This is a genomic window from Rhodococcoides kroppenstedtii, from assembly GCF_900111805.1.
GTDB lineage: Bacteria > Actinomycetota > Actinomycetes > Mycobacteriales > Mycobacteriaceae > Rhodococcoides > Rhodococcoides kroppenstedtii.
The window spans coordinates 20,473-34,972 of the sequence record NZ_FOJN01000013.1 but is presented as its reverse complement, the minus strand read 5'-3'; the positions used below and the strand labels follow the sequence as shown (position 1 = coordinate 34,972).

At 70.3% G+C, this 14,500-nt stretch carries 11 protein-coding genes and 1 tRNA gene; 7 read left to right on the top strand and 5 right to left on the bottom strand.

The annotated features are described in order from the left end of the window. Window positions 1-26 precede the first annotated feature (26 nt). The 3 genes from egtB (at window position 27) to egtD (ending at window position 3,080) form a co-directional block, all read left to right on the top strand. Window positions 27-1,301: an ergothioneine biosynthesis protein EgtB gene (egtB, locus tag BMZ18_RS14775; protein ID WP_082895141.1), complete on the top strand. Its 1,275-nt coding sequence runs from the start codon at window positions 27-29 to the stop codon at window positions 1,299-1,301. Further along, on the top strand, window positions 1,302-2,039 hold the full coding sequence (egtC, locus tag BMZ18_RS14770; protein ID WP_068365085.1) for an ergothioneine biosynthesis protein EgtC: 738 nt from the start codon (window positions 1,302-1,304) through the stop codon (window positions 2,037-2,039). It begins immediately after the preceding gene. Between the two features lie 66 nt (window positions 2,040-2,105). After that, window positions 2,106-3,080, top strand: a complete 975-nt coding sequence (egtD, locus tag BMZ18_RS14765; RefSeq protein WP_068365089.1) for an L-histidine N(alpha)-methyltransferase — start codon at window positions 2,106-2,108, stop codon at window positions 3,078-3,080. A 48-nt stretch (window positions 3,081-3,128) separates the two neighbouring features. Here the strand turns inward: egtD and BMZ18_RS14760 are convergent, their stop codons facing one another. The 3 genes from BMZ18_RS14760 to BMZ18_RS14750 all read right to left on the bottom strand — a co-directional run bounded on the left by BMZ18_RS14760 (window position 3,129) and on the right by BMZ18_RS14750 (window position 5,696). Then, window positions 3,129-4,112 carry a ribose-phosphate diphosphokinase gene (locus tag BMZ18_RS14760; RefSeq protein WP_074922273.1) on the bottom strand — a complete coding sequence of 328 codons (984 nt, stop codon included), beginning with the start codon at window positions 4,110-4,112 and terminating at the stop codon, window positions 3,129-3,131. Between the two features lie 4 nt (window positions 4,113-4,116). Next, complete coding sequence (gene glmU / locus BMZ18_RS14755; RefSeq protein WP_068365093.1) at window positions 4,117-5,595, bottom strand: bifunctional UDP-N-acetylglucosamine diphosphorylase/glucosamine-1-phosphate N-acetyltransferase GlmU; 1,479 nt, start codon at window positions 5,593-5,595, stop codon at window positions 4,117-4,119. 30 nt (window positions 5,596-5,625) lie between these two features. Then, a tRNA-Gln gene (locus BMZ18_RS14750) sits at window positions 5,626-5,696 on the bottom strand. Between the two features lie 100 nt (window positions 5,697-5,796). On the opposite strand from BMZ18_RS14750, the gene BMZ18_RS14745 reads away from it, so the two are divergent. From BMZ18_RS14745 to BMZ18_RS14730, 4 genes are all read left to right on the top strand, one after another. Further along, a complete protein-coding gene (locus BMZ18_RS14745; RefSeq protein ID WP_068365096.1) occupies window positions 5,797-6,435 on the top strand; it encodes a TetR/AcrR family transcriptional regulator in 639 nt (212 codons plus the stop codon). 211 nt (window positions 6,436-6,646) lie between these two features. Next, window positions 6,647-7,291, top strand: coding sequence for a ScbR family autoregulator-binding transcription factor (locus BMZ18_RS14740; RefSeq protein ID WP_068106119.1), 645 nt, complete (start codon window positions 6,647-6,649; stop codon window positions 7,289-7,291). A 135-nt stretch (window positions 7,292-7,426) separates the two neighbouring features. Continuing rightward, window positions 7,427-11,158: a transcription-repair coupling factor gene (gene mfd / locus BMZ18_RS14735; RefSeq protein ID WP_082895138.1), complete on the top strand. Its 3,732-nt coding sequence runs from the start codon at window positions 7,427-7,429 to the stop codon at window positions 11,156-11,158. 3 nt (window positions 11,159-11,161) lie between these two features. Next, entirely contained in the window at window positions 11,162-12,121 is a 960-nt protein-coding gene (locus tag BMZ18_RS14730) for a nucleoside triphosphate pyrophosphohydrolase (RefSeq protein WP_068365102.1), read from the top strand. Here the strand turns inward: BMZ18_RS14730 and efeB are convergent. Next, window positions 12,110-13,336 (bottom strand): iron uptake transporter deferrochelatase/peroxidase subunit, encoded by a 1,227-nt coding sequence (gene efeB, locus BMZ18_RS14725; RefSeq protein ID WP_068365111.1) that lies wholly within the window; start codon window positions 13,334-13,336, stop codon window positions 12,110-12,112. The genes BMZ18_RS14730 and efeB overlap by 12 nt on opposite strands. Beyond that, on the bottom strand, window positions 13,329-14,474 hold the full coding sequence (efeO, locus tag BMZ18_RS14720; protein ID WP_074922272.1) for an iron uptake system protein EfeO: 1,146 nt from the start codon (window positions 14,472-14,474) through the stop codon (window positions 13,329-13,331). The genes efeB and efeO overlap by 8 nt, the downstream gene beginning before the upstream one ends. Window positions 14,475-14,500: the final 26 nt, after the last annotated feature.

Here is a 14,500-nt window from a genome sequence, read left to right as displayed (position 1 = left end):
AGGTCCTGCGAGAGCGACTGCAGGACATGCTCGATCGCAGCCGTGCCCGCACGGCCGCGCTGACCGACTGCCTGGACGACGACGGTCTGCGCGAACAGGTGTCGCCACTCATGAGTCCGTTGGTCTGGGATCTCGCGCACATCGGGAACCAGGAGGAGTTGTGGCTGGCGCGGGACGTCGGCGGACACGCCCCGCTGCTCGGGGACATCGACGATCTGTACGACGCGTTCCGGCACGCCCGGTCCACGCGACCGGGACTACCGCTCCTCACGCCCGACGCGGCGCGCGAGTACGTGGCGCGGGTACGCGAGCTGTCGCGAGAGGCATTGCAGGACACGACGTTCGACGAGCGTCGGCTCACCGAGAACGGGTTCGTCTTCGCCATGGTGGCCCAGCACGAACAGCAGCACGACGAGACCATGCTCGCCACCCACCAACTCCGGACCGGTCCGGCAGTCCTGCACGCGCCGGACGCGCCGCGGGCGGAGGTTCCCGCCGATGGAAACCTCGAGGTGATCGTCCCCGGCGGGCCGTTCGAGATGGGGACCGACACCGATCCGTGGGCGCTGGACAACGAACGTCCCGCCCACACCGTGCACGTGGAGACCTTCGCGATCGACGCGGTGCCGGTCACCAACGGCGACTTCCTGCGGTTCGTGGCGGACGGCGGCTACGACCGCGAGGAGCTGTGGACCGAGCGCGGCTGGCAGCACCGCCGCGAGGCGGGTCTGATCGCGCCCGGTTTCTGGGAGCAGGACCCGGACGGGACGTGGTGGCGGCGGGTGTTCGGCCGCCGCGTGCCGGTCCGTCCGGCGCAGCCCGTGGTACACGTGTCGTGGTTCGAGGCCGACGCCTACGCGCGCTGGGCCGGCAAACGCCTGCCCACCGAGGCGGAGTGGGAGAAGGCCGCTCGCCTCGATCCGGCCGACGGCGGCTCGCGTCGCTTCCCGTGGGGAGACGACGAGATCGCGTCGCACCACGCCAATCTGGGTCAGCGACACCTCGAACCGGCCGACGTGGGTGCGTATCCGGACGGGGCGTCGGCGCTCGGGGTCGAGCAGCTGATGGGCGACGTCTGGGAGTGGACGTCGTCGGACTTCGAGCCGTATCCGGGATTCGAGATGTTCCCGTACCCGGAGTACTCCGAGGTGTTCTTCGGCGGCGACTACAAGGTGCTGCGCGGCGGATCCTTCGGCACCGATCCGACGGCGATCCGGTCGACGTTCCGCAACTGGGACCACCCGATCCGTCGGCAGATCTTCTCGGGGTTCCGGTGTGCGCGGGACGTGGGAGTCGCCTGAGTGTGTCGCCACCTGGGCTACCTCGGTCCCGCCCGATCGGTCGGTGACGTCCTCACCGCCGGCACCTCGTCCCTGATGCAGCAGTCGTGGGCGCCGCGCGACATGCGCGGCGGCGGCACCGTCAACGCCGACGGGTTCGGCGCGGCGTGGTGGACGGACGGCGGTGTCGGGCACTACCGCAATCCGATGCCGATCTGGACCGACCCCGCCGTGACCGACACACTGACGTCGGTGCGGTCCACGGCCGTGCTGGCGGCGATCCGGTCGGCGACGGTCGGCATGCCGGTCGACCGCTCGGCGTGCGCTCCGTTCGTGGCCGGAACGTTCGCGTTCAGCCACAACGGCGTGGTCACCGGGTGGCCGCGCAGTGTCGCCGCCCTGGCCGCCGACGTTCCGACGGTCGACCTCCTTCGCCTCGCAACTCCGACGGACGCCGCCGCACTCTGGACGGTGCTGCAGCACAGGCTCGGTCGGCAGGAACCGGGGGAGGCGCTCGCGGGTCTCGTGCGGGACGTCGACGCGGCCGCCCCCGGATCCCGGCTCAACCTGCTGCTCTCCGACGGCCGCACGCTGTGGGCCACGGCGGTGCATCATGCGCTCTCGGTTCGCGTCGACGGCGAGTCGGCCGTCGTCGCGTCCGAACCGACCGACGACGACCCGAGTTGGCGTGCCGTTCCGGATCGGTCGATCGTGACCGCCGCGGTCGGCGCGCTGGAGGTCACACCACTCGATCGCTGACCCCGCTGCTCACCTCGACTTCTGCCCCCGCCTCCCACCGTCTCGACCGACCCGAAGGGTTCCACCATGGCTGCGCCGACGCTCGACGTTCACCTCACCGATGCCGATGTGCGTGCGTCACTGCGCACGGATGTCCTGCGCGGTCTCACCGCCACCCCGAAGTGGCTGCCGCCCAAGTGGTTCTACGATGCCACCGGTAGCAAGCTGTTCGAGCTCATCACCGAGCTGGACGAGTACTACCCCACGCGCACCGAGCGGGGCCTGCTCACCGAGCACGCCGACGAGATCGCCGCGCTCACCCGCGCCGAGGTCCTGGTCGAGCTCGGGTCGGGATCGTCCGACAAGACCCGGCTGCTGCTCTCGGCGGGCACCGCGGAGGGATCGCTGCGGCGATACGTCCCGCAGGACGTGTCCCCGTCGGCGCTGACCGGGGCCATGGAGGATCTCGTCCGCGACTACCCGGAGCTCGAGATTCACGGTGTGGTCAGCGATTTCACCGACACCCTGCGATCGCTGCCCGCCGGAGGACGGCGAACCGTGGCCTTCCTGGGCGGCACCCTGGGCAACCTGGTGCCGCAGGAGCGCGCCGAGTTCCTCGCCGAGATCGGACGCACCGTCCACGCCGGGGAGTTCCTGCTGCTCGGTGTGGGCCTGGTGGTCGATCCGGCGGTGATGGTGCCGGCGTACGACGACGCCGCAGGCGTGACCGCGCGGTTCAATCGCAACGTGCTGACGGTCCTGAACGGCTCTCTGGACGCGACGTTCGATCCCGAGTCCTTCGCACACGTCGCGGTGTGGGACGACCGGCACGAGTGGATCGAGATGCGCCTGAGATCGTCCCGCGCACAGGACGTTCGGATCGAGGCCCTGGGGCTCGACGTGCATTTCGACGAGGGCGAGGAGATGCGCACCGAGATCTCCGCCAAGTTCCGCGAGGAGTCCATCACGGGCGAACTGGCCGCGGCCGGCTTCGTGGTCGACCGCTTCTGGACCGACGCAGATCGTCGATTCGCCGTCCTCGCGGCGCGTCGGGAGGGCTGAGCGCGGCTCGGCGCGAGGGGCGACCCCCCGCGCCGAGCCGCGGACGGACTAGGCGCTGCCGTTGAACAGGCTGGTGACCGAGCCGTTCTCGAAGACCTCGCGGATGGTGCGGGCCAGCAGCGGTGCGATCGACAGCTCGGTGAGGGTGTCGAAGCGCTTGTCGTCGCTGATCGGCAAGGTGTTGGTGACCACGACCTCCTTGGCGCCGCACGTCGCGAGTCGCTCGGCGGCCGGGTCGCTGAGGACACCGTGCGTGGCGGCGATGACCACGTCGCCCGCGCCGGCTTCCTTCAGCACCTTGACCGCGCCGGCGATGGTGCCGCCGGTGTCGATCATGTCGTCGATGAGGATGCAGGTGCGTCCCTCGACCTCGCCGACCACGCGGTTGGACTTGACCTGGTTGGGCACCAACGGGTCACGCGTCTTGTGGATGAAGGCGAGGGGAGCGCCGCCCAGCGAGTCGGCCCACTTCTCGGCCACGCGCACGCGTCCGGAGTCCGGCGAGACGACGGTGATGTGCTCGAGGCTGTAGCCCTCGCGGATGTGGTCGGCGAGCTGACTGTGAGCGTGCATGTGATCGACCGGGCCGTCGAAGAAGCCCTGGATCTGATCGGTGTGCAGATCGACGGTGATGATGCGGTCGGCACCGGCGGTCTTGAGCAGATCGGCCACCAGTCGGGCCGAGATGGGCTCGCGGCCGCGGTGCTTCTTGTCCTGCCGGGCGTAGGGGTAGAAGGGCAGGATCGCGGTGATGCGCTTGGCGGAGCCGCGCTTGAGCGCGTCGATCATGATGAGCTGCTCCATGAGCCACTGGTTCAGCGGGAACGGGTGGCTCTGCAGGACGAAGGCGTCCGATCCGCGGACCGACTCCTCGAAGCGCACGAAGATCTCGCCGTTGGCGAAGTCGCGGGCGGTCTGCGGGGTGACCTCGATGCCCAGTTCCTTCGCCACCTGCTCGGCGAGCTCGGGATGAGCGCGACCGGAGAAGAGCATCAGGTTCTTCTGGTTGTCGGTCCAGTTGGCTGTGGTCACTGCTCTACTCGCCGTCCTTCGATTCGTGCACGTGTGGATCCTCGGTCGAACGGGCGCGTTCGGCGGCCTCCGCCGCCGGCGTTCCCGGACGCTTCTTCTGCACCCAGCCCTCGATGATCCGTTGCGGACCACCGGACACGGCCAGCGCACCTGCGGGTACATCATGGCGCAGCACGGTCCCGGCGCCGGTGTAGGCCCCGTCGCCCACCCGCACCGGGGCGATGAACATCGTGTCCGAGCCGGTCCGCACGTGCGATCCGATCTCGGTACGGGACTTGCCGACGCCGTCGTAGTTCACGAAGACGCTCGACGCGCCGATGTTCGAGTGTTCGCCGATGGTCGCGTCGCCGACGTAGGTCAGATGCGGGACCTTCGAGTGAGCACCGATGGCCGCGTTCTTGGTCTCGACGAACGCCCCCAGCTTGCCGGCGGTGCCCAGCTCGGTACCCGGCCGGAGGTAGGTGTACGGCCCGACGACGGCGCCCGGTCCGATGGTCGACTCGCTGCCGTGGGTGCGCACCACGCTGGCGCCGGGTCCCACGGACACGTCGGTGAGGGTGGTGTCGGGTCCGACGACGGCGTCCTCGCCGATCTCGGTGGTGCCGTGCAGCTGGGTGCCCGGGTGCAGGACGGCGTCGCGCCCGATGGTCACCCCGATGTCGATCCAGGTCGATGCCGGGTCGATCACGGTGACCCCGGCGCGCATGTGGCGGGCCAGGATGTGCTCGTTCAAGGTGCGGGTGACCTCGGCGAGCTGCACGCGGTCGTTGACCCCGCGCACCAGATCGGGATCGGTGAGCTGGGTGCTGAACACCGGCAGCCCGTGGGAGCGGGAGATCTTCAAGACGTCGGTCAGGTACAGCTCGTGCTGGGCGTTGTCCGTGCCGAGCGAGGCCAGCGCCGTCCGCAGCGCGTCGGCGTCGAACGCGTAGACGCCGGAGTTGACCTCCGTGATGCGCAGTTGCTCGGGGGTGGCGTCGGCGTGCTCGACGATCTCGGCGACCCGGCCCTGCGCGTCCCGCACGATGCGGCCGTAGCCGTTGGGCTCGGCCGGGACGAACGTCAGTACCGACACGGCGACGGTCTCGCTGGAGGAGCGATGGTCGTGCAGCAGCGCCCGGAGAGTGTGGGCGTCGAGGAGGGGAACGTCGCCCGCGGTGACGAGGACGGTGCCGGAGAAGTCCCGGGGGAGCGAGGCGAGTCCGCACTGCACGGCGTGACCGGTGCCGTGCTGCTCGTGCTGCACGGCGATGTCGATGGTCCGACCCAGGGACTCGGCGAGCTCGCCGACGGCGGCACCGACCTTCTCGCGGTCGTGTCCGACCACGGTCACCAGATGATCGGGGTCCACGCCGTCCGCGGCGTGCAGGGCGTGGGCGAGCATGGAGCGACCGGCCAGTCGGTGCAGCACCTTGGGTGTCTTCGATCGCATCCGTGTCCCCGCACCTGCGGCGAGCACGACGACGGCGACCTTCGACGACATGAAACTCCTCGGGGATGTTCAGACAGTGAGCTCCGCCGCCAGGACTCGAACCTGAACTATCTGAACCAAAATCAGAGGTGCTGCCATTACACCACGGCGGATCACAGCCTCGGCCGGCGTGCACCGAGCGGAAGGAGTCTCGCACGAAGTGCCCCGGCGGGTAAAACCCCGACGCGACCGGTGTGGTGTATCAGTGAAGCCATGACGTCGTCGAACGCCGCCACCCCCGAGCGCGGCCCGCGGGTGCGGATGACCGGGACGCAACGCCGGGCGCAACTGATCGAGATCGGCCGCACGCTCTTCGCCGAACGCGGGTACGAGGCCACCTCCATCGAGGAGATCGCCCAGCGAGCGCAGGTGAGCAAGCCCGTCGTCTACGAACACTTCGGCGGCAAGGAAGGCCTGTACGCCGTCGTCGTCGATCGGGAGATGTCGACGTTGCTGTCGATGATCACGTCGTCGCTCACGGAGAACAGGTCGCGCGTGCGGGTGGAACGGGTGGCCCTGGCGTTGCTCACGTACGTCGAGGATCACACCGACGGGTTCCGCATCCTCGTCCGCGACTCGCCCGTGGCGGCCGCCGAGGGCACCTACTCCTCGCTGCTGAACGACGCCGTGAGCCAGGTGGGCCACATCCTGGCGGGGGACTTCTCCCGCCGCGGCATCGATCCGGACACCGCGCCTCTCTACGCCCAGGCCCTCGTGGGCATGGTGTCGATGACGGCGCAGTGGTGGCTCGACGACCGCACGCCGTCGAAGGAGGCGGTGGCCGCGCACATCGTGAACCTGTGCTGGAACGGTCTGACCAACCTGGAGGCGGATCCGCAGTTGGGGGCCTGACCGGGCCGTCCGGCGTAAGGCGCGCGGCGGATCCGAACGCCGAGCACGGTCCGACACGACGTCCGAGACCGGGGGACGAGTGCTCGGGTCCGGTACAGGTGCAGTGGTACCGTTTTCTGGCACCGTTCACAGTTTCGGTGTGCCGACGGGTGTCGAACACGGCGTCCGATCGGACCCACCCTTCGTTGCAGACACTTTCGAGGCGGATCGCATGGTCAGACAGGCACGCGCCGAGATCACCCGGGACACGGTGTTGGCCGGTGCCGCGACGGTGTTCCTGCGCCTCGGCTACGCGAACGCGAGCCTCAGCGAGATCATCTCGCAGTCCCAGGTGACCAAGGGTGCGCTCTACTTCCACTTCGGATCGAAGGAAGAGCTGGCAAGGGCGGTCATCGACGAGGGCGTCCGCCGCCTCACCGCGGCGTGTGCGACGCTCGACGACGGCCGAGTGCCGGCCCTCGAGGCCGAGATCGGCGTCTCCTACATCACCGTCGACATGGCCGTGACCGATCCGATGGTGGCGGCGATGTTCCGGCTCGAGTACCAGATCGGCGACTACCGCGGTACCGGCGAGAACATCCTGGAGACGTGGACCGAGTACCACACCGGACTCGCCCGCCGGGCCCTCGAGGAGGGCGATCTGCTGCCCGACCTCGACGCGGAGACCACGGGCATGCTCTTCCTCGAGGTGATCGTGGGGGCGCACATGGTGGCGGTGGCCACCGACAGCACCGACCGCATGTCCAGTCGGATGGAACGGCTGTGGCACTACCTGCTGCCGTCCCTGGTGCCGCCGACCAAGCTCGACTACTTCCGCGAGTTCGCCGCGCGCCGGGTGCTGAAGTACGGCAACTGATCGCCGCTGTCTCGAGGACGGCACCCGATCGCCGTTGTCGGGCTGTCGGTGTGGGCTCCTAGAATCGTGGTACCGCCCGACGCAGCACGGCACGCCGCACCGCGTGCTGCGTGAGGTGCGGGCCGCGCCACGTCGATGTCCGTCAGGAGCTCGTTCTTGTCCTCTTCCTCGTCCTCTGCTGCGCTGACCGCTGCGGACACCTCACCGCCGGTGGCCGACGGCCGGTTGTCCGGGCTGGTCCGCCTCGCGCTGTCCGACGAGTCCTTCCGCCGCATCACCGAGCTCGCGGGGCGGCCCACCGCCACCGTCGTCGCGCCGACGGCCGCCCGTTCGTTCGTCGCGGCCGCCGTCGCGCAGGCCGCACCGGTGCTCGTCGTCACGGCCACCGGACGGGAGGCGGACGACCTCACGGCGGAGCTCGGCGAGATGTTCGGCGACGCCGTCGCCCAGTTCCCCTCGTGGGAGACCCTGCCGCACGAGCGCCTGTCGCCGGGAGCCGACACGGTCGGCCGCCGCATCGAGGTGCTGCGGCGGCTCGCGCGTCCGCAGGACCCGGACTACGGCGTACCGCTGCGCGTCGTCGTCACCACCGTGCGGTCGGTCCTGCAGCCGATCGCGCGCGGTCTCGGCGACATCGAACCGATCGGACTGCGCGTCGGCACGGAGATCGATTTCGAGGACCTGCAGACCCGGCTGGTCGAGCTCGCGTACACCCGTGTCGACATGGTGGGCAAGCGCGGCGAGTTCGCGGTCCGCGGCGGCATTCTCGATCTCTTCTCGCCGACGGCGGATCATCCGGTGCGCGTGGAGTTCTGGGGCGACGAGGTCACCGACGTGCGGGCGTTCTCGGTGGCCGACCAGCGTTCCATTCCGGACGCTCCGGTCGACTCGGTCATCGCGCCGCCGTGCCGCGAGATGATTCTCGACGAGGACGTGCGCCGTCGCGCCGCCCTGCTGGCCGAGAACAACGCGTCCGACGCAGCCCTGGTGGAGATGCTCGACAAGATCTCCGCCGGTATCCCGGTGGAGGGTATGGAGGCGCTGCTGCCCGTGCTCAAGGCGGGCGGCCTGGAACTGCTCACCGACGCTCTGCCCACCGGTGCGCACGTGCTGGTGTGCGACGCGGAGAAGGTCCGGACGCGCGCGACCGATCTGGTGCGAACGGGTCGCGAATTCCTCGAGGCGTCGTGGACGGCGGCGAGTATCGGCGCCGCGGCGCCGCTCGACACCGAGGCACTCGACACCAGCGGTCTGCACGGTGACCAGGCGGACGGCACGCCGGCGTCGGGGCTCGACCTCAGCGCGTCGGCGTATCGCTCGCTGCGGCAGGTGCGCGAGTCCGTGGAGGCGACGGGGCGCCCCTGGTGGACGCTGGGCCCGCTGGCGTCCGGGTCGGACGAGGAGATCGTCCTGCCCGTCGACACCGCGCCCGACGTGCGCGGGTCGGAGGAGGCGCTGGCCGCGCTGTTCCAGCAGTTCTCGGCCCACCTGGCGACGGGCGGGCGCGTCGCCGTCGTCGTGGCCGGAGCGGGCACGGCGCAACGCACCGTGGAACGGCTGCGGGAGGCCGGCGTCCCCGGCACCCACCTCGAGCCCGGGATGGAACCGACCCCGGACACCGTCGCGGTGCTCTGCGGATCGCTGCAGAGCGGTGTGATCCTGCGCGACGCGGGACTGGTCGTGGTCACCGAGGCCGATCTCACCGGTAACCGAGTGGCCGCCGCGGGTGACGGCCGCCGCCTGCCCGCCAAGCGTCGCAACCAGGTCGATCCGCTGGCCCTGACCGCTGGGGACATGGTGGTGCACGATCAGCACGGCATCGGCCGGTTCGTGGAGATGGTCGAACGCACCGTCGGCGGCGCCCGGCGTGAGTACCTGGTCGTGGAGTACGCGCCGTCCAAGCGCGGCCACCCGGGCGACCGACTGTTCGTCCCCATGGAGTCGCTCGACCAACTCTCCCGCTACGTCGGCGGCGAGATGCCCAGCCTGAGCAAGCTGGGCGGGTCCGACTGGACCAACACCAAACGCAAGGCGCGCAAGGCCGTTCGCGAGATCGCTGGCGAGCTGGTGCAGCTCTACGCCGCGCGCCAGGCGGCGCCCGGTCACGCATACGGTCCGGACACGCCGTGGCAGCAGGAGATGGAGGACGCCTTCGCCTTCACCGAGACCGTCGATCAGATGACGGTCATCGCGGAGGTCAAGGCGGACATGGAGAAGCCGGTGCCCATGGACCGCGTGGTGATCGGCGACGTCGGCTACGGCAAGACCGAGATCGCGGTGCGGGCGGCGTTCAAGGCCGTCCAGGACGGCAAGCAGGTCGCGGTGCTGGTGCCGACGACGCTGCTCGCACAGCAGCACCTGCAGACGTTCACCGAGCGCATGACCAACTTCCCCGTGACCGTGCGAGGGCTGTCCCGCTTCACCGATCCCGCCCAGTCCCGCGAGATTCTCGAGGGACTGGCCGAGGGCACCGTCGACATCGTCGTCGGTACGCATCGGTTGCTGCAGACGGGTGTGCGGTGGAAGGACCTCGGCCTGGTCGTCGTGGACGAGGAGCAGCGCTTCGGCGTCGAGCACAAGGAGCACATCAAGGCGCTCCGCACGCACGTCGACGTGCTCACCATGTCGGCGACGCCGATTCCCCGCACGCTCGAGATGAGCATGGCCGGGATCCGTGAGATGTCGACCATCCTGACCCCGCCCGAGGAGCGGCACCCCGTGCTCACCTACGTCGGGGCGTACCAGGACAAGCAGGTGGCCGCGGCCATCCGCCGCGAACTGCTGCGCGACGGTCAGGTGTTCTACGTGCACAACCGGGTCAGCAGCATCGACAAGGCCGCCGCGCGGATTCGCGAGCTCGTGCCCGAGGCGCGGGTGGTGGTCGCGCACGGCCAGATGAACGAGGACACGCTCGAGCAGACCGTGCAGGGCTTCTGGCAGCGCGAGTACGACATTCTGGTGTGCACCACGATCATCGAGACCGGTCTGGACATCTCCAACGCCAACACGCTGATCGTGGAGCGAGCCGATTCCCTGGGGCTGTCGCAGCTGCACCAGCTCCGCGGTCGCGTGGGGCGCAGTCGTGATCGCGGCTACGCATACTTCCTGTATCCGGCGGAGAAGCCGCTCACCGAGACGGCGTACGACCGCCTCGCCACCATCTCGCAGAACTCCGACCTCGGCGCCGGCATGGCCGTCGCGATGAAGGACCTCGAGATCCGCGGCGCGGGCAACGTTCTGGGCGCGGAGCAGTCGGGTCACGTCGCCGGCGTCGGATTCGATCTGTACGTCCGGCTGGTGGGGGAGGCGGTCGAGGCCTACCGCGCGGTGGCGGACGGCCGGCCCGTCACCACCGACGAGGCGCCGAAGGAGATGCGCATCGACCTGCCCGTCGACGCGCACATCCCGCCCGACTACGTCACCAGCGATCGGCTGCGACTCGAGGCGTACCGGAAGCTCGCGGCGGCGCAGAACGAGGAGGAGATCGGGGCGGTGATCGACGAGCTCACCGACCGGTACGGACCAATCCCCGACGAGGTCGGGCGTCTGGTCGCCGTGGCGCGCCTCCGGATGCTGTGCCGCGAGTACGGCATCGTCGACGTCTCGGTGGCCGGCACGATGGTCAAGATCGCGCCGATGGACCTGCCGGACTCCAAGCAGTTACGGTTGAAGCGGCTCTACCCCAGTGCGCAGTACCGCGCCACCACCGGCACGGTGCAGATCCCCATCCCGCGGGTCGCGGGCGGTGGAGTCGGTTCGGCCCGTGTGCGCGACGAGGAATTGCTCCAGTTCGTCGCCGACGCGTTGCTCGCACTCGACGGGCGACCGGCGGGCTCCGTCCGGGTGGAGCAGCCGAGTGGGGTGTGATCGGTGACGGTTCTGCTGCTGGACCCGCTGCGACCCACCCTCGTTCCCGTGCAGGCCATCGCGCTGCTGAATCAGCCCGTCGGGTTCACCGAGGAGGTTCCCGTCTCGGTGCGCTGGCGGCTGGCCGCGCACACGTCCACGACCCCGGACGATCGACCCGAGGTACTCGTCAGCACCAGCCGGGACAACCCCGACGTGCGCGAGCGCATCGATCGAGGCGAGGACGTCGTCGAGGCTCGTGATCGGCCGACCGCCGAGCGTCGGACGGGTGCGCTCGCGGAGGCCGTGGACGTGATGGATCGGCTGCGCACCCTCGGTGGATGGGAGGCGACGCAGACCCACGACTCCCTCCGCACCTACCTCCTCGAGGAGACCTACGAACTCCTCGACGCCATCGAGTCGGGCGACGCCGTCGCGGTCCGGGAGGAACTCGGCGACCTGCTCTTGCAGGTGCTGTTCCATGCCCGCATCGCCGCCGACGCCGAGAGCGACGCGTTCGACATCGAGGACGTCGCGGCGACGCTGGTGGCCAAGCTGACCCATCGCAGTCCCCACCTGTCCGACACCTCGGGCGCACCGGTGGACATCGCGGCGCAGGAACGGGCATGGGAGGAGCGCAAGGCCGCGGAGAAGGTGCGCGGCTCCTGCCTCGACGGGGTGGCGTTCGGTCAGCCGGCGCTCGCGTTGGCCCAGCAGGTGACCACTCGGGCGGTCCGGGCGGGATTGCCTACCGAGCTGGTTCCCGAGGACGTCCTGGCCGTGCGCATCGACGTCTCGCCCGACCACGGCGGCGACAGTGCCGAGGACGGGTTGCGTCGCCGGGTCACCGCGTTCGCCGCCGATGTGCGTGCGGCCGAACGCGCCGCCGCGATGGACGGCCTCCGTCCGACGGATCTGGACGGCCCGGCGTGGACCAAGTACTGGCCCGGTGACGTTCCCGGCCACGGTGTGTCAGGCGAGTAGCGAGGCACCCCAGAAGTCGTCGTCACGCCCCTCCGCGACACCGGGTGGGCAGGCGTAGACGCCGGACGCGACGTGCGAGATGTACTCGTTCAGCGCGTCGTGGCGCGCCAAGGCCTGCTGCATGGGGACGAACTGCGCGCCGGGGTCGGCGCAGAAGGCCACGAAGAACAGCCCGGCGTCGAGATGGCCGAATCCGTCGGTGCCGTCGGTGAAGTTGTACCCCCGGCGCAGGATGCGGATGCCGCCCAGTGCCTCGGCCGAGGCGAGCCGGACGTGCGCGTCGCGGTCGATCGCGGTGGACGCGAGGTCGACGGGATCGAACTCGTCGGTGGATCCGAGAGGCGCGCCGGTGCCCTTGCTGCGCCCGATCACGCGTTCCTGCTCGCCCAGCACGGACCGATCCCACGGCTCGATACGCATGCGGATGCGCCGCGCGACGAGATAGCTGCCGCCGTCCATGCCGTCGCCCGATCGCGCCCACACGTGCTGCTCGACGGCGGCGATGTCCTCGGCCTTGACGTTGTTGGTCCCGTCCTTGAAGCCGAAGAGGTTTCGCGGGGTCGCCTGGGTGGTCGACGTCGACGACGTGCGGCCGAACCCGAGTTGCGACCACCGCACCGACGCCGTACCGAAGGCGATGCGGGCGAGGTTGCGGACGGCGTGCACGGCCACCTGCGGATCGTCGGCGCAGGCCTGGATCACCAGGTCGCCGCCGCTGCGCGCCGGGTCGAGCGCGTCACCGGGAAAGCGCGGAAGCTCCTGCAGCGCCGCCGGTCTGCGGTCGGCGAGGCCGAGCTTGTCGAACAGGCTCGGTCCGAATCCGATGGTCAGAGTCAGGTGCGCCGCGGCGAGGCCGTGGGCTTCGCCGGTGTCGCTCGGCGGGGAGTACGGCCCGTCGCCGACGACGCCGCCGGGCTCGGCCTCCGCGCCGAGGGTCATCCGCTCGGCCATCCGGGTCCACGTGCGCAGCAGGTCCAGAAGGTCCGCGCGCGAGGTGGTGGTGACGTCGAACGCCGTCATGTGCATGCGGTCCTGCGCGGGGGTGACGATGCCCGCCTGATGGGCGCCGCGGAACGGCACCACGGTGTCGGCCGCGCCGATCGTCGCGACGGCCGGCGCGGGGGCGGTTCCGCGTCCCAGAGCGACCCCCGCCCCGACGGCGACCGCGCCCAGCCCGGCGCCGGCGAGGACGGAGCGCCGGGACAGCTCAGGCACCGGCGACGACTCCCTGCACCCGACTCACCGACGCCGACAGCGCGTCGATCTTCTGCGAGAGCTGCTGGCGCTGCGGCTCGGTCACGGTGTCGTACGAGACGAAGGCCTCGCCCGTGCGGTATCGGGCCAACTCCGCGTCGAGATCCGCGAAGCGCGCAGCGATGGTGTCGGCGAGCTCGGCGTCCTTCGCGCGCAGGATCGGGTCGAGGGCCGCGACGGCCGCCTGCGACCCGTCGACGTTGGCCTGGAAGTCGTAGAGGTCCGTGTGGGAATACACGTCCTCCTCACCGGTGATCTTGGTCTGGGCCACCTCGTCGAGCAGGCCCTGCGCGCCGCCGGCGACGGTGACCGGGTCGAGGACGAATTCGGCCGAGTCGACCCCGCGCACCAGTTCGTCGACGTCCGCTCGCAACTGCTCGGCGATCTCGGCGGTGTCGGGCTGGAGGCCCTGCGCCCAGAGATCCTTCTCGAGGCGGTGGAAGCCGGTCCACCGGTCGCCGGGCTCGACGTCGGGTTCGCGCAGATCGAGACGCGGGTCGAGGTCGTCGGGGAAGCTCTCGGCCACGGGTTCGATGCGCTCGTAGTACGTCCGGACCAGCGGGTACTGCGCCTTGGCGGAGTCGACGTTCCCGACGACGACGGCGTCGACGAACCCGCCCGTCGTCTCGCGCAGGGCGGTGGTCTGCGCGCGCACGTACCGCAGGTAGCCGTCGGCGGCATCGGCGAGCGCGCCGTCGTCGTCCCTGGTCACGGCATCGCCGGTGACGACGAAGTCGTGGCGGATCCCGTCGCCCACCATGCCGGGCTTGCACGCGGTGCGGTACGTCCCCGGCTGGGGGAGGGAGACGACGAGTTGGCGGGACAGGCCGGGGCCGATGTTCTCGACCTCGCCCATGACCCGGTCGCCTTCGCCGTAGACGTAGAACTCGGTGACCGAGGACCCGCTGTTGGTGATGCGGAAGGTCGACGGGCCGGTGGCGGCCTCCGAGCGGGCGACGGTGCAGGCGGAGTCGGTGGCCTCGACGGCGATCTCGCCGTCGGCGGAGGCGTCCGCAGGGGTCTTGGCGGTGCAGCCGGCGATGACGACGGGCAGGGCGAGGCAGACGGCCAGGGCGGTCCGTCGACGAGCGGCGTACATGGGTGATGCCTTTCGAGGCGGGCGGG